At 45.8% G+C, this 16,889-nt stretch carries 15 protein-coding genes, 1 tRNA gene, 1 rRNA gene, 1 other RNA gene and 1 pseudogene; 4 read left to right on the top strand and 15 right to left on the bottom strand.

Annotation, left to right across the window (positions count from 1 at the left end; genetic code table 11):
• The 4 genes from IEW48_RS04915 to zwf form a co-directional block, all read right to left on the bottom strand.
• A 16S ribosomal RNA gene (locus tag IEW48_RS04915) occupies positions 1 to 65 on the bottom strand; the annotation flags it as partial.
• A 227-nt stretch (positions 66 to 292) separates the two neighbouring features.
• A tRNA-Arg gene (locus IEW48_RS04910) sits at positions 293 to 369 on the bottom strand.
• A 110-nt stretch (positions 370 to 479) separates the two neighbouring features.
• Positions 480 to 1,112 carry a cyclase family protein gene (locus IEW48_RS04905; protein WP_188622820.1) on the bottom strand — a complete coding sequence of 211 codons (633 nt, stop codon included), beginning with the start codon at positions 1,110 to 1,112 and terminating at the stop codon, positions 480 to 482.
• 47 nt (positions 1,113 to 1,159) lie between these two features.
• Positions 1,160 to 2,638: a glucose-6-phosphate dehydrogenase gene (zwf, locus tag IEW48_RS04900; protein WP_188622819.1), complete on the bottom strand. Its 1,479-nt coding sequence runs from the start codon at positions 2,636 to 2,638 to the stop codon at positions 1,160 to 1,162.
• Positions 2,639 to 2,904: 266 nt separating this feature from the next.
• On the opposite strand from zwf, the gene IEW48_RS04895 reads away from it, so the two are divergent.
• Together IEW48_RS04895 and speD are read left to right on the top strand one after the other, a co-directional pair.
• Entirely contained in the window at positions 2,905 to 3,507 is a 603-nt protein-coding gene (locus tag IEW48_RS04895; protein WP_188622818.1) for a hypothetical protein, read from the top strand.
• Positions 3,508 to 3,752: 245 nt separating this feature from the next.
• Positions 3,753 to 4,193 carry an adenosylmethionine decarboxylase gene (gene speD, locus IEW48_RS04890; RefSeq protein ID WP_007503732.1) on the top strand — a complete coding sequence of 147 codons (441 nt, stop codon included), beginning with the start codon at positions 3,753 to 3,755 and terminating at the stop codon, positions 4,191 to 4,193.
• A gap of 172 nt (positions 4,194 to 4,365) precedes the next feature.
• Here speD and rnpB read toward each other — a convergent pair.
• Positions 4,366 to 4,816, bottom strand: an RNA gene (gene rnpB, locus IEW48_RS04885) — RNase P RNA component class A.
• A 177-nt stretch (positions 4,817 to 4,993) separates the two neighbouring features.
• On the opposite strand from rnpB, the gene IEW48_RS04880 reads away from it, so the two are divergent.
• On the top strand, positions 4,994 to 5,953 hold the full coding sequence (locus IEW48_RS04880) for a 4-hydroxy-3-methylbut-2-enyl diphosphate reductase (RefSeq protein ID WP_188622817.1): 960 nt from the start codon (positions 4,994 to 4,996) through the stop codon (positions 5,951 to 5,953).
• Here IEW48_RS04880 and IEW48_RS04875 read toward each other — a convergent pair.
• The 10 genes and pseudogenes from IEW48_RS04875 to ccpN all read right to left on the bottom strand — a co-directional run bounded on the left by IEW48_RS04875 (position 5,950) and on the right by ccpN (position 15,667).
• Complete coding sequence (locus IEW48_RS04875) at positions 5,950 to 7,428, bottom strand: MATE family efflux transporter (protein WP_188622816.1); 1,479 nt, start codon at positions 7,426 to 7,428, stop codon at positions 5,950 to 5,952. The genes IEW48_RS04880 and IEW48_RS04875 overlap by 4 nt on opposite strands.
• Positions 7,429 to 7,504: 76 nt before the next feature.
• Complete coding sequence (locus IEW48_RS04870) at positions 7,505 to 8,620, bottom strand: Nif3-like dinuclear metal center hexameric protein (RefSeq protein ID WP_188622815.1); 1,116 nt, start codon at positions 8,618 to 8,620, stop codon at positions 7,505 to 7,507.
• Entirely contained in the window at positions 8,617 to 9,339 is a 723-nt protein-coding gene (locus IEW48_RS04865; RefSeq protein ID WP_188622814.1) for a tRNA (adenine(22)-N(1))-methyltransferase, read from the bottom strand. Before IEW48_RS04865 ends, IEW48_RS04870 begins: the two co-directional genes overlap by 4 nt.
• Before the next feature lie 130 nt (positions 9,340 to 9,469).
• Positions 9,470 to 9,838 (bottom strand): c-type cytochrome, encoded by a 369-nt coding sequence (locus tag IEW48_RS04860; protein WP_188622813.1) that lies wholly within the window; start codon positions 9,836 to 9,838, stop codon positions 9,470 to 9,472.
• Between the two features lie 161 nt (positions 9,839 to 9,999).
• Positions 10,000 to 10,501: pseudogene (locus tag IEW48_RS04855) on the bottom strand (acyl-CoA dehydrogenase family protein); the annotation flags it as partial.
• Positions 10,485 to 10,607: an acyl-CoA dehydrogenase family protein gene (locus IEW48_RS16990; RefSeq protein ID WP_229703947.1), complete on the bottom strand. Its 123-nt coding sequence runs from the start codon at positions 10,605 to 10,607 to the stop codon at positions 10,485 to 10,487. The gene IEW48_RS16990 and the pseudogene IEW48_RS04855, both read right to left, overlap by 17 nt.
• Before the next feature lie 291 nt (positions 10,608 to 10,898).
• Positions 10,899 to 12,014, bottom strand: coding sequence for an RNA polymerase sigma factor RpoD (gene rpoD / locus IEW48_RS04850; protein WP_188622812.1), 1,116 nt, complete (start codon positions 12,012 to 12,014; stop codon positions 10,899 to 10,901).
• Positions 12,014 to 13,876, bottom strand: coding sequence for a DNA primase (dnaG, locus tag IEW48_RS04845; RefSeq protein WP_188622811.1), 1,863 nt, complete (start codon positions 13,874 to 13,876; stop codon positions 12,014 to 12,016). Before dnaG ends, rpoD begins: the two co-directional genes overlap by 1 nt.
• Positions 13,877 to 14,190: 314 nt before the next feature.
• Positions 14,191 to 15,006, bottom strand: coding sequence for a pyruvate, water dikinase regulatory protein (locus IEW48_RS04840; protein ID WP_188622810.1), 816 nt, complete (start codon positions 15,004 to 15,006; stop codon positions 14,191 to 14,193).
• Positions 15,007 to 15,016: 10 nt separating this feature from the next.
• The gene (gene ccpN / locus IEW48_RS04835; RefSeq protein WP_188622822.1) at positions 15,017 to 15,667 is read right to left on the bottom strand and encodes a transcriptional regulator CcpN; all 651 of its coding nucleotides are present in this window, start codon (positions 15,665 to 15,667) and stop codon (positions 15,017 to 15,019) included.
• Positions 15,668 to 15,946: 279 nt separating this feature from the next.
• Here ccpN and IEW48_RS04830 point away from each other — a divergent pair, with 279 nt between their 5' ends.
• Positions 15,947 to 16,888 (top strand): IolE/MocC family protein, encoded by a 942-nt coding sequence (locus IEW48_RS04830; protein ID WP_188622809.1) that lies wholly within the window; start codon positions 15,947 to 15,949, stop codon positions 16,886 to 16,888.
• Position 16,889: the final 1 nt, after the last annotated feature.

The raw sequence follows: 16,889 nt of genomic DNA, 5'->3' as shown, positions 1-16,889 counted from the left end.
TCGACTTGCATGTATTAGGCGTGCCGCCAGCGTTCGTCCTGAGCCAGGATCAAACTCTCCATCAAAACTCATCCCAAAGGAATGAGCCACGCACGCTTGTGCTTTGTTCAGTTTTCAAGGTTCTCTTACAAAAATTCGGCTTTTTGAAGCGACATTCTTCATAATAACATCCTCAGATCAAAAAGTCAATATGTTTTTTTGCGTCAGTTTTTGCGATACGAAAAGAACGTTTATTCCCCTGGTCAAATACTTTTTGCAAATACCATGATTTACAACGTCACGAAAGGCAAAATGGTGTGTCAGGAGGGATTCGAACCCCCGACCGACGGCTTAGAAGGCCGCTGCTCTATCCAACTGAGCTACTGACACCCACATATTGTCAGGTAAGGTTAGAAAAACACGACTCAACAAAAAAGGCGAAGTGTAATATATCATGGCCAAGAGATATAGTCAATAGTAATTTTTAACACCTGCCCGATTTACCGGGCAGGGATTTGGTCAAATAACAAGACACGGGCCGGAGCAGCATCCACATTTAATAACTTTATGGGGGCAGCCACTAAAAAATATTCACCCTCAGCGACTTGATCCAGTTTTAATCCCTCGATAATGATGATGTTTTTATTCATTAAAGTCTTGTGCGTAGGGTGCCCAGGCTGATTACGCTCAATGCCCAAGGCATCGATGCCAACACCTCTCACACCCATTTCAGCCAAGTAACGAGCTCCATCCTCTTTTAAATAAACAAACCCAAAGTTAAACCCCGTATCAAAGGAGTTTTTCGTTTTAAACAACACAAAATCATTGGCCTTCATTTGTTTTTGTTCCAAATCTGCTTTGGAAATGGCGTCTTTGACATAGGTGAAGTCCAACACCTTGCATGGTCCCACCAATTTTTCAAGGGAAATGCTTTCAATCGTCTCCCCATCCTCAAACATATGCAACGGGGCATCAACATGAGTCCCCGTATGCACATCAAGGTGAATCCGCGTCTCATGAACTTTTCCAGTTTTAAAATCACTCATGACCTCAAACCGGGGTCTTTTTTCCTCTTTATTTTTGTAAACGGGCATCTGTTCATAAATAGGCATTGAAATATCATATATTTTCAAAGTTATCCCTCCTTAAACCCAGTCATGACATCTGACGAGGATATGCCCTATTGGCCTAAAACGGGCCACCATTTCAAGCCTTCCTGAGCAACCAATTGATCAGCTTCAGTCGGCCCCCAGGATCCCGCTTTATATGTATAAAGCGGCACCTCCCCCGTTTCAAATGCCTGGACAATCGGATCAACAATTTTCCAAGCCAACGCCACTTCATCCCAACGGGTAAAATATGTAGAGTTTCCTTCTATACAATCTTTGACCAGCCGTTCATATGCCTCAGGGGAGTGAAACCCTGGCGAACCGTTTTGGGTAAAAGACATGGAAACAGGTGCAATTTTGTCCATATTATCAGGCTGTCTAAGGTTCAGTTTAAGATGCAGCCCATTTTCCGGATATATGCGGATCACCAGTACATTGGGATCCAGCTGCCCAGATTGGTTAAAATAAAGCGGGGGTAACTGTTTAAACTGGATAATGACTTCAGTTGCTTTTTTGGCTAAACGCTTTCCTGTGCGGATGTAAAAAGGAACGCCCGCCCAACGGAAGTTGTCAATGTGAAATTTGAGAGCCACGAACGTTTCCGTCTGAGAGTTGGGATTCACTTTTTCTTCCTCACGATAACCTTTCATAACCTCACCGTTTATCTCACCAGCCACATACTGGCCCCGGACAACGTGACGGGCAATCTCATCGGCCTGGTGAAGCCGGCGGATAGAGCGCAATACTTTTACTTTTTCATCGCGGACAGCTTCCGGTTTCAGCCGACTGGGAGGCTCCATCGCCACCATCGTCATCATCTGTAACATATGATTTTGGACCATATCCCGCAAAGCGCCGGCCTGATCATAGTATCCGGCACGTCCTTCCACACCAACCACTTCACTGGAGGTGATTTGCACGTTGGAGATGTACTGATTGTTCCATACCGGTTCAAACAAGGTATTGGCAAAGCGGATGACTTCAATGTTCTGGACCATCTCTTTACCAAGATAATGGTCAATACGGTAAATTTCTTCCTCCGTAAACACCTGGCTGATTTCTTTATTCAATGCTTCCGCAGAAGGCAGATCATGGCCGAACGGCTTCTCGATCACCACCCGTTTCCAGCCCCTCTGTCGCAAAATGCCGCTCTGTTGCAAATGAAAGGTGACTGGTTCAAATAATTCCGGTGCAATGGCCAAATAAAAAAGACGGTTTTGAGGAATAGAGTAATCATGTTCAACTGTTTTGATCGTATGTAAAAGGGTCTGGTAATCCCCTAGCTCCCGGATATCCAAAGAAACATAATAAAAACGGGAGATAAAGTCAGGCCATTTTTCATTGACTGAATAGCGGGCAAACGATTCTATGGACGATTTGACATGGGTTTGAAAGGCTTCCCGGCTTAATGTGCGGCGTCCAACCCCTACCACAGCAAATTGTTGGGGCAATTGATTCTCCTGAAACAGACTGTACAAAGCCGGAAACAATTTGCGTTTAGCCAAGTCTCCAGTTGCGCCAAATAAGATCATTGTTGCTGCTTCTGTCATGAAGGACTCCTCCACTGGATATAATCTTTATGTTGCCAACCCCTCAATATCATATCTTATCCTAAGTTGATCATGAAAACCAATGGATTATAACAAAATTATATCTGAACACATTGACAAGCCCTCTGGCCGATTAATGATCCGTTTGTACTAAGCGTTTTTAACTAATCGACAAGATTCCCCCTTAAGTGTTGGATGCAAATTTGTTATAATTAAGATAAAAAAATGCCCATATATATTCTTCTACAAATAGGAGAGATACATTTATGGCTCGAAGGATAGCCACCGAGTACAGAAATATCCTTATTGATCTCAATCTTACCCAGTTTGAGGAGTTTATGCATCTATTACAGGAGGCGGATATCCAAACGGAAGTGCGCATATTTGAAAATGGTGACAAAGAATGTATGTTATATGATAAGTATTGCTTGATTCCGCTTGCTTTCCGTAATATGGGATCTTATCTGAAATGCACAGGCACTTTTGTTGTCTACGACTGGAACATCGCCTATGCTTTGCAAAGATCATTGCAACAATTTAAAGGAAACGCCATGTGTTACCGGATTTACCAGGGAGAAATGATTGAATACGAATATGTCCAAGGTCAAATTATCAAAATTACAGAAATAAAAAACGGAAAAAGACAGTTGATTTACAAATCTGACCATATGTTCCCTTATATCCAGCAGCAACTCTATCATTCAACCAAAATCGAGGAACAAATTGCTGCAATTAAAGCCGAAATCGATTCCCTGCTGGACCAACGCATCGCCGCAAGTCACACCAAGGTGACGGATGAAACAAAAGTGGCAGATATTGATGAGCAATTGAAAGGTTTGGTTAAAAAATTATTTGTCCTTGAAGCTTAGCGCTAGATAGCATTTCCATGTTCTATCCCTCTTGACTGGCAAGATGCAAAGGTGTTGCATCTTGCTTGTCATTTTTTGGGTAAAAAATTTATCTAAAATCTATTGCACAATTACCCTCACACATGTTATCTTATGTCTTGTAGCCATTAGGAACCAGGATTCACTCAAGGATCATCTCCTCTAAGTGAATGACGTAGGTCCTAGCCATATGACGATATCATTAGCTAGGGGAGGGGACCGAAAAAATGGAATACTCAACTTTTGGAAGACATATTGCACTTGATACTTGGGGTGTTGATTTTGATTTGCTGAATCACGCGGAAAAGCTGAAGCAGTACCTGGTAGAAGCTGCGGAAGCTTGCGGGGCAACGGTATTATCCGTTCAAGCCAAACAGTTCGAACCTCAGGGGGCAACAGTCCTGGTACTCTTATCGGAAAGCCATCTGTCCATTCACACTTATCCTGAAAAAGGCTTTGCCGCACTGGACTGTTATACCTGTGGAGAACAGGTTGACCCAGAAATTGCTATTCAATATTTGGTAGACATCTTAAAACCAACCAAAATTTACTCCCGAAAACTGATTAGAGGTAGTGGCGACATCGAAGTTTCAACACCTCATTTTAAAAACCACGCCACACCAAACTCGCATCCGGCTTCAAACAAAAAGCAAGCCGCCAAAAAATAATATGGTGAAGACAAATGTGGCTTTCGCCCAGCTTATCGCTGGCGAAAGCCTTTAGTATGTAAAAAAAATCCTTAACAATGTTCGTGGCCATTTGTTTGGTCAAACAGGCCATTGTTAAGGATTTTTTATGCTTGATCTGTGCTATGTCTGTGCTATGTATGATGCAACCAGTGATGAAAGTGAGCCTGTAAGCCGGGTTCTGTCCTCCTGGTGGTATGACGGCTTCAGCCTCCCACACCATGGAGTGGCAATCATCTATCTAGGCTATACATCGCTGTATAGCTCAAGCGACCAACCACGGGACGCTTCGGGCCAAAGCGGTTGACACAATGGTCAACTACTCCCTATTTGGTCTTGCACCGGATGGGGTTTACCAGGTCAACAGTTGCCTGTTGACCTCGTGAGCTCTTACCTCACGCTTCCACCCTTGCCTGTGAAGCCCGTGGATGGGCGGTTGCCGAGGAGGCAATCAGCCCACCACAGGCAACCATCGGCGGTCTATGTTTCTGTGGCACTTTCCTTCAGCTCGCGCTGACCAGCCGTTAGCTGGCATCCTGCCCTGTGGTGCCCGGACTTTCCTCAAGTGATCTTAACCGATCACTTGCGATTGCCCGGCTCACTTTCATCATTCTAGTTTATTGTGCATTTGACAGTATACCATGCTTGTTTAGCTTCATTCAACCCTTAATTTTTGTCAATAGAGGAAAAAAGACTATTTTTCCCCTCAAGCAAATGGGTTTTATCTTGCCTTCATTCGTGGTACGATGATAACAATAACACACAAAGGAGTTGTCCTGCCGATGAAAGTCGTAAAAATCTCCCCCAGAGGGTACTGTTACGGTGTTGTCGATGCCATGAAACTGGCCAGTGAGGCAGCAGCCAATCCTGACCTGCCGCGTCCGATCTACATTATAGGCATGATTGTGCATAACCAGCATGTGGTTGACGCATTCAAGGAACAAGGTGTCATCACCCTTGATGGGCCTAACCGTGTGGAGATCATCAAACAGGTTGATAGAGGCACTGTGATTTTTACCGCCCATGGGGTTTCACCTGAAGTACGCCGGATTGCCCAAGAAAAAGGGCTGACAATTATAGATGCCACTTGTCCGGATGTAACCAAAACCCATAAGTTGATCAAAGAAAAAGTGGCCGCAGGATATAAAGTGATTTATATCGGTAAAAAGGGGCATCCTGAACCCGAAGGCGCAATGGGGGTTGCCCCCAACGATGTGGTGCTGATTGAATCAGTGGAAGAAGTGGAGAGACTGGATATTCACAGTGACAGAATTTTGGTGACCAACCAAACCACGATGAGTCAATGGGATGTCAAGGAGATCATGGATAAAATTCTGGAAAAATATCCCTATGCCGAACTCAACAATGAAATTTGTTTGGCCACACAAGTTCGCCAGGAAGCTGTAGCCGAACAAGCCAAACAATGTGATCTAACCATTGTGGTGGGGGATCCCAGAAGTAACAACTCCAACCGGCTCGCTCAGGTTTCGGAAGAAATTGCTGGAACCCCGGCTTACCGGGTGGCTGACGTTAGTGAAATTAAGCGCGAATGGCTAGAGGGAGTAAAAGTGGTTGGCGTTACCTCAGGCGCCTCGACCCCCACTCAGGTGACCAATGAAGTGATCCGCTTCCTGGAACAATACGATCCCCATGACCCAAAAACATGGGAGCCGAAACGGCGGCTTAACTTAAAACGCATTCTGCCCAAGCCCAGACGTGATCATTCATCCTGCAAGCGTTAGAAGCGCAATGTTTTCCACTTCCCTCCCCTAAAGCGTCTGTAAATTAAAAACGAGCGGACGATCTGATCCACAGCAATAGCCAGCCAGGCACCCGCAAGCCCCCATTCCAACAAAAACACAAACACTAAGCAGAGTATGACACGGAATCCCCAAACACCGATCATCATGATATACAGGGGGTACTTCGTATCCCCTGCCCCTCTCAGGGCCCCAGCCAAAATAAATTGTGTAGACTGGGCCACTTGTACCGCTCCGATAATGCGCAAAGCATTTGTTCCTTCCTGGATCACGGCCTGGTCCGCGGTAAATAACATTAAAATATAAGGGGCAAAAAGAATAAAACACAACCCAACGCTTCCAGACACCATCATGCCCAATTTGCGCGCTTCCCAACCAAACTGTTCAGCCAGTTGAGGCTTTTGGGCTCCCAGCCCTTGGCCCACCAGCGTGGTGGCCGCAACAGCAAAGGCCATGCCGGGCATGAAAGTCAGGCCAAGCACTGTAAAACAAATCTGATGGGCGGCAAAGGTAATGGTGCCTAAGTAAGCGACGATCCGGGCAAAAATAATTTGGCCGGCACGGAGAACAAATTGTTCCCCAGCTGCCGGAAGTCCCACATGGACAATCCGCTTCATAGTAGCCGGGGCGACACGAAAGAGGTTTTTCCATTGTAAGTGAATGTCACCTCTGCCGCTGAAAAGGATGGTCATAAAGGCTGCCGTAGCCACCAAGCGAGACAAGGCCGTGGCAATCGCTGCACCCACTACCCCAAGGGCCGGGAAACCGAAGTAACCATAAATCAGCGGAAAGCCCAGCACAACCACCAAAATATTGGAAATTACATTCACTTTCATTGGGGTGCGCGTGTCCCCAGCTCCCCGCAAAACAGCCGCCAGCCCCATGGAAAAGCTGAAGAAACCCAAGGAAGCAAAAATAATTTGGGCATACAGCACCCCTTCGGCCAACACCTCGGGCGCCGCCCCCATAAAAATAAGAATTTGCTCACTAAGGGGAAACATCATACTGACCACCAGGACTGACAGAACCGTGTTGAGCAAAAAGGCTTGCTCTGCCACCCGGTTGGCCTCCTGGTATTCACCGGCTCCAATTGAACGGGCAATAACAGCTGTTGTGCCCACGTTTAATGCCATAAAAACAGCTAAGGCAAAAAATACAGGCTGAGTCGTCAAACCTACAGCTGCCAATGCTTCAGGACCTACCCGCCCCACCATCATCATATTGATTAACTGGACCACATTGAGCAAAACCATTTCCATGAGGGACGGTCCGGCTAATTGCAAAATTTTGCGGCGAATGGCTTTTGACCCGCCCTTTTCCAACATGCGAATTTCCTCACCGTCAAGCCCGTTCCCTTTTAACTTTTGTTGGTCTTTCCCTTCACTTGGACTGTCTTCCACCTCTTTCAGTTGTACAAAAGCAGGGTCACTCTCCCGTTGCACATTCAGATTTCCCATCTCACTCTCCTCCGATATTATTTAGTATACCGAAATATTAAACCAAAAAAAAGATGCAGTTTTAAAAACAACTGCATCAAATCAATTGAAAGGGATCGGTATTCACTTCAGAAGCTATAATCTGCACCTCAGCCTTATGTTCCCTCACTTTTTCCCTTAAGACGTGCTCCAGCCCTTTTATCATGATTTTTTCAGCATGATGGCCGGGATCAACCAGGCTAAGACCACTCAGCAAAGCATCTTGGGCAGTATGGAAATAAACATCACCAGTGACCAAAACATCCGCTCCCTTAAACAGGGCATGCTGGACATATTTGTTTCCATCTCCGCCAAGTACAGCCACTTTCTTGATGGGAGTGTCCAATGGGCCAACAACACGGCAGAACGGAACATCCAATGCTTTTTTTACTTTTTCCGCAAACGCCCTCAGGTTCATTTCTTGTTTCAGGTAGCCAATCCGGCCCAGCCCCCGTGCTTTTCCCGGCTGAGCCAACTCATAGATATCGTAAGCTACTTCTTCATAAGGATGGGCCTTAAGCATGGCCTGGACGATCTTATTCTCGAGGGAGGCTGGAAAAACCGTCTCTATTTTCACTTCTTTGACCTGCTCAATTTCCCCTTGAGTACCGATGTACGGGTTCGTTCCTTCTCCCGGCTTAAAGGTCCCGATGCCTTCCGTTCTAAATGTACAGTGACTGTAATTGCCAATATGACCAGCACCAGCATTCCCCAGGGCTTGACGCACCGCTGCCTCATGGTCATGGGGAACAAAAACGATCAGTTTTTTTAATGATTCATGGTGTGTAGGGGCAAGCACCTCAACATCCGCAAGTTCCAGACGCTGGGCCAGCCAGTCATTCAACCCGCCCTCAGCCACGTCAAGGTTGGTATGGGCAGCATAAACAGCAATGTCATGTTTCAACAGCCGGGCAATCATCTCCCCCTGGGGGAGATCGGTCCGCACATGGGTTAACGGGCGGTACACAGGTGGGTGATGGGCAATGATCAGCTCTGCTCCTTTGGAGATAGCCTCCTCAACCACTTCCGGGGTGACATCCAAAGTGATCAGCACCTTGCTGATCTCTTTTTGCAATGATCCAATTTGCAGACCGATTTTGTCCCCTTCTACAGCCAGTGATTTGGGAGCAAACTGTTCCAGCCACTGAATGACGGTTTGGGCATGAATGGTCATGGGGCGATTCCTCCTTCAATCAATCTTAATTCTTGCTCAATGTGCTCCCGTTTTGCTTGACTTGCTTCGCTCTCCGATTTTTTCAAAGAGGAGAGAATCCGCTTCCGGAGCTCGTATTCCTGCTGCCATTTGCGCTTAAACACCTCGTTTTTTTCAGCCAGCAAAAATGGCCCCATCAATATGGCCCGTGCTTTTTCTTGGGAGGACAACTCAGCATAAGGGGTTTCACCGTCTCCCGGTTCAGCCATCAGGATTTCATAATACTTTCCATTCTCATCAACTATTTTTTCCCCCTTCAGTTCCCAACCATGCTCCATCATCCACATCCGCAGCACGTGGGCGGAAACATTAGGCTGCACTACTAAGCGGCGAACCCCTTCCAGCTTGTCTTGTCCCCTGCTCAAAATTTCTTGCATCAAGGAACCACCCATCCCAGCAATCACAATCACATCCACTTCCCCCGGCGCAATGACTTCCAGTCCATCACCCTTCCTGACATCAATGACACTCTCCAATTGATATTGCTGGACATGGGCCTTAGCCAAAGCCAAAGGTCCTTCGTTCACATCCCCGGCAATCGCTGTGCTGATTTTGCCTTGTAAGGCAAGATATACCGGTAAATAGGCGTGATCGGTGCCAATGTCGGCTATACGTGCCCCAATGGGAATAAAACTGGCGACAGCAGCCAAGCGTTTAGATAATGATTGTGGTTCCCTCATATGTATCTCCTTCTTAGAGAAAAGAGAACCTCTCTTGGCAGAAGAAGTTCTCTTGTTTAGTCATATTTTTTCTCTTGTTTAGGTCTGAGAAGTTGTACGGCTTGCCTAGAGAAGGGTTACCAACAAATGCTTACTCCTGCTGGCCCTCTCCCTCTTCAAAATCAAGCGAAACCAGATAATCAGCAATTTCTTCCATTTCTTCAGCACTTAAATGGGTTTGGGCAGGCATTGCCCCTAGGCCGTTCTGCAACACTTGGATAATTTCTTCTTTGCTTAAATCAGTATCAATAAGTGAAGGGGCTGAAGCACCTTCCAAGTTTTGACCGTGACAGGCCAGGCAACTGTCAAATGAAGGGGGAAGGTCCAAAGCCACTACATTCTCCTGTGCTCCGTTTTCTTCCTCAGCCAGGTCCCCCTGCTGAAGCCCGATAATACCCAGAACAATGGCTAAACCTAATCCTAAGGCAAAAATGGTGAAAAACACTTTAATCGGGTTCACTGCCACAATTCCTCCTTGTTCATGATAAATCCCCACAACTGAAAATTATACCATGTCCTTATGATTCTATCCACTTTTGCATGGATTACCCTTTGTATTTTAGCGAAAAGGACTAGGTTTAGCAACTTGAGCGAGCAATCGTTCAGCGACCGGGCTCAAGATCAGCAGCCAATCTCCCGCGCAATGATATTACGCTGAATTTCAGATGTGCCTTCCCCAATCTCCAGTAATTTGGCGTCGCGGAAGTAACGCTCCACATGATAATCCCGCATGTATCCATTCCCCCCATGAATTTGCACGGCCTGGTTACACACTTGCATACACATCTCTGAGGCAAACAGTTTAGCCATGGAAGCCTCTTTGGTAAATTTGCGGCCTTGATCTTTTAACCATGCGGCTTTATAGACCATTAAGCGGGCCAATTCGATATTCATGGCCATATCTGCCAGTTTGTGTTGAATGGTTTGGAACTTGGATATCGCCTGGCCGAATTGAACCCTTTCTTTAGCATACTTGAGCGCTTTCTCGTAGGCAGCCTGGGCAATAAAAACCTGGCGCATCGGTAGGAACAATAAAGGCCGTGATCTCTTTCTTACCGTCTTTTTCCCCTGTCACCGCTGTTAGGGCTAAGTTCTTGGCGTATCTATCATTGGTGATGAAACAACCGGTGCTTATCCCGGTGTTCAGCACCGGGGGCCACCTCTTCTTCAGCAAATTCCCGGATCATCTTCCATAATAATTTCTGGTCCTGATTAAGTTCAAAATGCATTCGTTTCCCCCCTTGTATTGTATGCGCTTTCAAACGAGACCTGCACCACCTTAAGGTTTATTATAGTCGTTTAGAGGGTCTTTTTGCAAGAATATTCTTTTTAGGTTAAATTTTAATTAAATAACTGCAGATTTGATTTGCAATCCCTTATAAAAGCAGCTAAAATAGGAGAAAAAGATACCCTGTCATGAAAAAGAAAACCGTGTCCAAAGAAAAAAGCCTATTCCCGAAAACGGAAATAGGCTTAAAAGGAGACACCTGACAGGATACCTTTAGCCAGATTATACAAGGTTATTCCAGGAAGTCTTTTAAGCGTTTGCTGCGGCTGGGATGACGGAGTTTGCGCAGCGCTTTGGCTTCAATTTGACGGATGCGCTCCCGTGTGACACCAAACACTTTACCCACTTCTTCCAATGTGCGCGTCCGTCCGTCATCTAATCCAAACCGCAAACGCAGAACATTTTCTTCACGATCCGTTAGCGTATCCAGTACGTCTTCCAATTGTTCCTTCAGAAGTTCATATGCTGCTGCGTCTGAAGGTGCCAGGGCATCCTGGTCTTCAATAAAATCACCAAGATGGGAGTCATCTTCTTCCCCAATCGGGGTTTCCAAAGAAACCGGCTCCTGGGCAATTTTTAGAATCTCCCTTACTTTTTCTGGTGTGAAGTCCATTTTTTCAGCAATTTCTTCTGGCGTCGGTTCACGACCTAAATCTTGCAAAAGTTGACGTTGAACACGAATCAGTTTGTTGATGGTTTCCACCATGTGTACCGGAATGCGAATGGTCCGGGCCTGGTCAGCAATGGCGCGGGTAATGGCCTGACGGATCCACCAGGTGGCATAAGTGCTGAATTTGTACCCCTTGCGGTAATCAAATTTTTCAACAGCTTTAATTAAACCCATGTTTCCTTCTTGAATCAAATCCAAAAACAACATACCGCGTCCCACATAACGCTTGGCAATGCTGACTACCAGACGCAAATTGGCTTCAGCCAGACGCCGCTTGGCTTCTTCGTCCCCTTGTTCAATCCGTTTGGCCAGTTCGATTTCCTCTTCAGCAGACAACAGGGGAACGCGCCCAATCTCTTTTAAATACATACGTACCGGATCATTGATTTTAATTCCGGGTGGAACAAGTTCATCATCCAGTTTATATTCATCATCATCTTCCATGTCTAATGGAAGTTCATCATCATCTTCGGCATCGTTTAGCACTTCAATCCCCTGTTCGGTCAGATATTCATAAAACTCATCAATTTGGTCAGCATCTTGATCAAATGGGGCAAGGTGTTCCATGATTTCTTTATAGGTTAATACGCCGCGCTTCTTCCCTAATTCTGTCAGTTGTTCCTTTACTTGCTCCAGTGTGAGATCAGTATCTTGATGTTCAATTTGTTGGTCCGCCATTATTCTCCCTCCTTCCATGAAGTATGGGGATCATGTAAAGTTGAAAGGTGCTTGAGCTGTTTTTTCATTTCAATAATCTCCATTGCAATACGGGCGGCTTCAATGACATTGCCTTGCCGCTCCGCTTTGTTCTTCTCCTTTTCTTTTTGCTCTATCTGTTTAAGATATGGATATTTCAATATCTGTTGAACATAATCCTGCAATTGTTTAGGGGATAGTTCAGGATTTATCGTCATGGCCGCGAGCTGGCCGGCCAGACGGATCAGCTCTTGGTCATCCAAGGTTGATATAAACAAACGGACATCAGCTTTATGGCCTTCTGCATAGAAAGCATATAGATAGGCGGCCAGCCGCTGATGTTCTTCCTGGTTAAATTGGCTGCCAACAACCTTTTCCACTTCTTTGGCAATTTCTTCGCTGTGCAGCATATAGGCAAGCAACATGCGTTCAGCGTTAACATAGGCTGGTTGCAACTTGGACGCGGCAGGCAAGGCACTTGCTTTTTGTACCCCTTCAAAGGGCGATTGTCGCTGTTCGTTTTGTCTCTGCTCTAGCTTATACAATTTGTACTGTTCCCTTTTTAAAGCATCAAGGGACAGGGAGAATTCCTCGGCCAGCTGGCGCAAGTAATGGTCCCGTTCCACTGCCCGGTTTAAGCGGCTGATGACGCGCAAGGCATCCTGAATATAGGCCAAGCGCTCCACATCATCTGCAAGCCGCCGTCCTTTTTTCAACCGGTTTAGCTGGAACGCGGTCAAGGACTGGGCTTCATCAAGGATATGGCGTTGAAACGCCTCTTTGCCATATTTTTGGATATACTCATCTGGATCCTGCTCATCCGGCACAACAGCCACTTTCACCAAACACCCTTGTTTATGGAGCTCCTCAGCCGCTTTGACAGCAGCATTCATACCAGCCTCATCTCCGTCGTAACAAATGATCACCTTTTCCGCATTGCGCCGCAACATACGCGCCTGCTCCTCGGACAAGGCCGTTCCCAGCGTTGCTGTCGCATATAATATACCCGCTTGATAGGCGGACAAAACATCACCGTACCCTTCAAAAAGTACTGCTGTCTGCTGCTTGCGCATCTCCTGCCGGGCACGATGAAAATTGAACAGCTGTCTGCTTTTGCGGAAAATAGGGGTTTCCGGACTATTTAAATATTTGGGGTGACCCTCTCCTATCAAGCGTCCTCCAAACCCGACCACTTGACCCTGGTTATCCCAGATAGGGAACATCACCCGCCCCCGAAAACGGTCAAAATAACGATCACCACCTTCTTCTTTTACTAACAATCCAGCTTTCTCCATCAGCGGAAGAGGAAAATTGCGTTTGGCCAAAAAGCGGGTTAAAAAGTCCCATGAATCCGGCGCATAACCTATCTGAAACACCTTGATCGTTTCCTCGTGGAAGCCTCTTTGTTTAAGGTAATGGAGGGCTTCCTGACCTTCCTTGCGCTCTAGCAGAAAATGATGATACAGTTGTGCCACCAAACGGTGGGCTGTTAACATCCACTTTTTCTCTTCCTGTTTGCCTTTATCCCGGACTGGAAGGTCATCACCGGCTTGAACAGGAATGCCTGTTTTTTCCCCAAGCTTCCTGACAGCTTCCAGAAAGGATAGACCTTCAATTTCCATTAAAAAAGTAATGGCGTTGCCTCCCGCCCCACATCCAAAACAATGATATATTTGCTTTTCGGGTGAAACAGAAAAAGAAGGTGTTTTTTCTGAATGGAAGGGACATAAACCCATGAAATTCTTTCCGGTTTTTTTAAGCTGGACATACTCACCTGCTAACTCAACCAGATCAACCTGCCGCAAAATGTTCTGGATTGTTACTTCGGAGATTGGCTTATACATACACCCTTAACCCCATACATAATAGAACGGTAACCTTGTCAATTTTTCGCCATAGTTTCCTATTCTACATAAACATCAAAATTCCTTCCGCAAAAAACATGTTTTAATAATTCGAATTTTGTCGTATTCTGTCGAAAAGTTTAACTTGACACTTTGTTTTTTTATTATCTTAACCACCTTATCCTAAAAAAAAACTTGACTTTTTCATTTTTTGTTTTCACACTTGCTCTTTCACATTATTATTCTCCATAACGGCTGACATTCCTTCTTTTTGATAAATTTATAAAAAATAAGCCTGAAGAACACAAGGGTTCTTAAGGCTTGCGCAATTTTTGAAGGATGATGTTGGCCGTTTCTTCCACTGCTTTATTGGAAACATCAATCACTTGGCAGCCGATCTGATCCATCACCTGCCGGGCATAGGCTAACTCTGCTTTAATCCGCTCCAAGTTAGCATAACTGGCTTGAGCTTGCAAGCCCAACGCTTTTAACCTTTCCGAGCGAATTTCAATCAGCTTTTCAGGCATGATGGTTAAACCTACACACTTTTCAGGATCCACTTTAAATAATTCCTCGGGCGGAGCAACCTCTGGCACTAAGGGGACATTGGCGGCTTTCACCCGTTTGTGGGCCAGGTACATGGAAAGGGGTGTCTTGGATGTGCGCGAGACACCGATCAAGATCACATCTGCCCGTAACAATCCTCTGGGATCCCGTCCGTCATCATATTTAACGGCAAATTCAATGGCCTCTACTTTGCGGAAATAATCCTCATCCAGTTGATGAATGATACCTGGGCGGAAACGGGGCGGTTGTTTAAACAAGAGCTGCAATCCGTCGATCATGGGGCCCATAATGTCAATCGCCTTAATGTTAGCCTTTTTCGCTTCAGTGAGCAGATGTTCCCTCAATTCAGGCACCACAAGGGTAAAAACAATAATGGATTCCGTATCTTTGGCCATGCTGATCACTTCGTTAATGGTCACCACGTCATCCACATAGGGAATGCGGCGCAACTCAATTTGGGACATGTCAAACTGGCTTGCGGCCGCTTTCGTCACTAGTTCTGCTGTCTCACCTACAGAGTCTGACACAATAAAGACTTTGGGTTTTTCAGATCGTTGACTCATCATAACCTCCCTATAGCTCCTCATTGCCTAAATCTACATATGCTCGGGTAATCGTGGTTTTAGTGATGCGACCTACAACTTCATACTTGTTCTCCTTCTGGTTGTTATCCGCCTTTTGTTTCGGTTTGACCACAGGCAGAGCATCAATCTGGTAACGGATCAGCTTTGAAGCTGCTTCATGCAAGCTTTCATCTGGATAGGTTAAAATAATGTTAGGCATGCGCGTCATGATGATGCTGACCGGAATGTCCTCCAAATTATGCTTGCCGATGGCCGTCCGCAACAAGTCTTTGCGGGAAACCACACCGGCCAAGTCATTGTTCTCATTGACCACAAACAGAGTGCCTACATCTTCCAAAAACATGGTGCATATGGCGTCATACACGGATGTGTTTTCTTTGACCAATACAGGGATCGATTTATAATCTTTCACTTTCTTATTTTTTATGCTTGCCCCAATCGCCTGCATCGTCGTTTTGCCTGTGTAAAAGTAGCCAACCCGGGGCCGGGCATCCAAAATCCCGGCCATGGTCAAAATAGCTAAATCTGGCCTTAACGTGGCCCGGGTCACGTTCAGTTTTTCAGCGATGCTCTCCCCGGTGATCGGGCCTTCATCTTTGACAATCTGAATAATTTTTTCCTGACGGTCTGTAAGTTCTATGATTGTTCACCACCTTTATTTTCCAGGCAACCCCTGCTCACTCTTGGCCAAATCAAATCATCCGCCTTCAGGTTTCATTGCGTCTAAAAATAATACTAGCCGTTCACTAGGCAGGATTCAAGTCCTTTCCTCCCTGAACTATAGTAATTATAAATAATTATACCAATGTTGAGAAAGCACTTGCTATTCTTAGTTTCAGACAGCCAGGTAAAACTAAGCTATAATACAAACGCAGGATATTATCCGGACAGGATGAAACCCCACAAAGAGGTGATGGACATGTTATTTAAGGAGCAGCTGGGCGCCCTCAGTCCCTTTGATTATCATGCCTTACGGAAAATCCGCGAAAAAGGCATCCACTGGGTCACACTGGAGCTGAAACATATGGATTATACCACCGATGAACTACAAGATATGCTGAAAATCACCCAGGTGACCCCGGTTGCCGTTCGCCTGCCTCAAATGTTTCATCTGGGACTTCAAGCGGTAGACTTAGAAAACCTGTTCCGTCTTTTGGATACACTGGCCCAAGCATTCCAAGATCCCCGTCCGTTTATTGTTCTGGAAACCAAAGCAGTAGCATTGGGAGAGATTTTTGAGTACTTTGAAACCAAGCCAGGCGATTTTAAAGCCCTGTATGATTTCAAAGAAGTGTGGGTGGAAAACATTATCCAAACCTGCGCACTCATTAAACCCGTCGCTGACAAGCATAACCTCCAGCTGTTGATTGAAAATGTCCCTATGGGAGGCCCCTGTTATTTTGAACCAGGCCAAGCCAAAATATATCCTGCTTTGCGCACTCCCCGCCATTTGAAACAGATCGCGGAGAAAACAGGGATTGGCTTGTGCTTTCACACCGGTCATGCACGCATCTCAACCAACGTGCTCCAGTATATGAAACGTTCCCGCAGTGTATTTGCAGCAGCGACTGAAGAAGAGATTTTAACTGCACCGGCAGACTGGCTGGAGTTTTATGAAGAGATCCGGGATCATGTCCAGCTTATTCATCTTTGCGACAGCCTGTCCTGGGGTGACACGCCAGGAAGCAACAACATTCCTTTCCGTTCTGATCATATCCAAGAACTATTGAAGTTTGCCGAACGATTGGGTGATGACCTTCCCCCTATTGTTCTCCATCTGCGGGAAAATGAAGATGATCCTTTGCAAGGGACTTATCTGGAACAAATGCTGCAAATCTTAAAAGAGCTGAAAACCGGTTAGG

It is taken from the genome of Caldalkalibacillus thermarum (assembly GCF_014644735.1).
Lineage (GTDB): Bacteria > Bacillota > Bacilli > Caldalkalibacillales > Caldalkalibacillaceae > Caldalkalibacillus > Caldalkalibacillus thermarum.
Note: the sequence above shows the minus strand (reverse complement) of the source record. Positions and strands in the feature narration are given on the sequence as shown.

What these genes read in the sequence shown, in the direction of transcription:
- zwf (WP_188622819.1), bottom strand. Translation starts at nt 2,638, where the DNA reads ATGACAGAAGCAGCAACAATGATCTTATTTGGCGCAACTGGAGACTTG.
- IEW48_RS04895 (WP_188622818.1), top strand. Translation starts at nt 2,905, where the DNA reads ATGGCTCGAAGGATAGCCACCGAGTACAGAAATATCCTTATTGATCTC.
- speD (WP_007503732.1), top strand. Translation starts at nt 3,753, where the DNA reads ATGGAATACTCAACTTTTGGAAGACATATTGCACTTGATACTTGGGGT.
- IEW48_RS04880 (WP_188622817.1), top strand. Translation starts at nt 4,994, where the DNA reads ATGAAAGTCGTAAAAATCTCCCCCAGAGGGTACTGTTACGGTGTTGTC.
- IEW48_RS04875 (WP_188622816.1), bottom strand. Translation starts at nt 7,428, where the DNA reads ATGGGAAATCTGAATGTGCAACGGGAGAGTGACCCTGCTTTTGTACAA.
- IEW48_RS04870 (WP_188622815.1), bottom strand. Translation starts at nt 8,620, where the DNA reads ATGACCATTCATGCCCAAACCGTCATTCAGTGGCTGGAACAGTTTGCT.
- IEW48_RS04865 (WP_188622814.1), bottom strand. Translation starts at nt 9,339, where the DNA reads ATGAGGGAACCACAATCATTATCTAAACGCTTGGCTGCTGTCGCCAGT.
- IEW48_RS16990 (WP_229703947.1), bottom strand. Translation starts at nt 10,607, where the DNA reads ATGCATTTTGAACTTAATCAGGACCAGAAATTATTATGGAAGATGATC.
- rpoD (WP_188622812.1), bottom strand. Translation starts at nt 12,014, where the DNA reads ATGGCGGACCAACAAATTGAACATCAAGATACTGATCTCACACTGGAG.
- dnaG (WP_188622811.1), bottom strand. Translation starts at nt 13,876, where the DNA reads ATGTATAAGCCAATCTCCGAAGTAACAATCCAGAACATTTTGCGGCAG.
- IEW48_RS04840 (WP_188622810.1), bottom strand. Translation starts at nt 15,006, where the DNA reads ATGAGTCAACGATCTGAAAAACCCAAAGTCTTTATTGTGTCAGACTCT.
- IEW48_RS04830 (WP_188622809.1), top strand. Translation starts at nt 15,947, where the DNA reads ATGTTATTTAAGGAGCAGCTGGGCGCCCTCAGTCCCTTTGATTATCAT.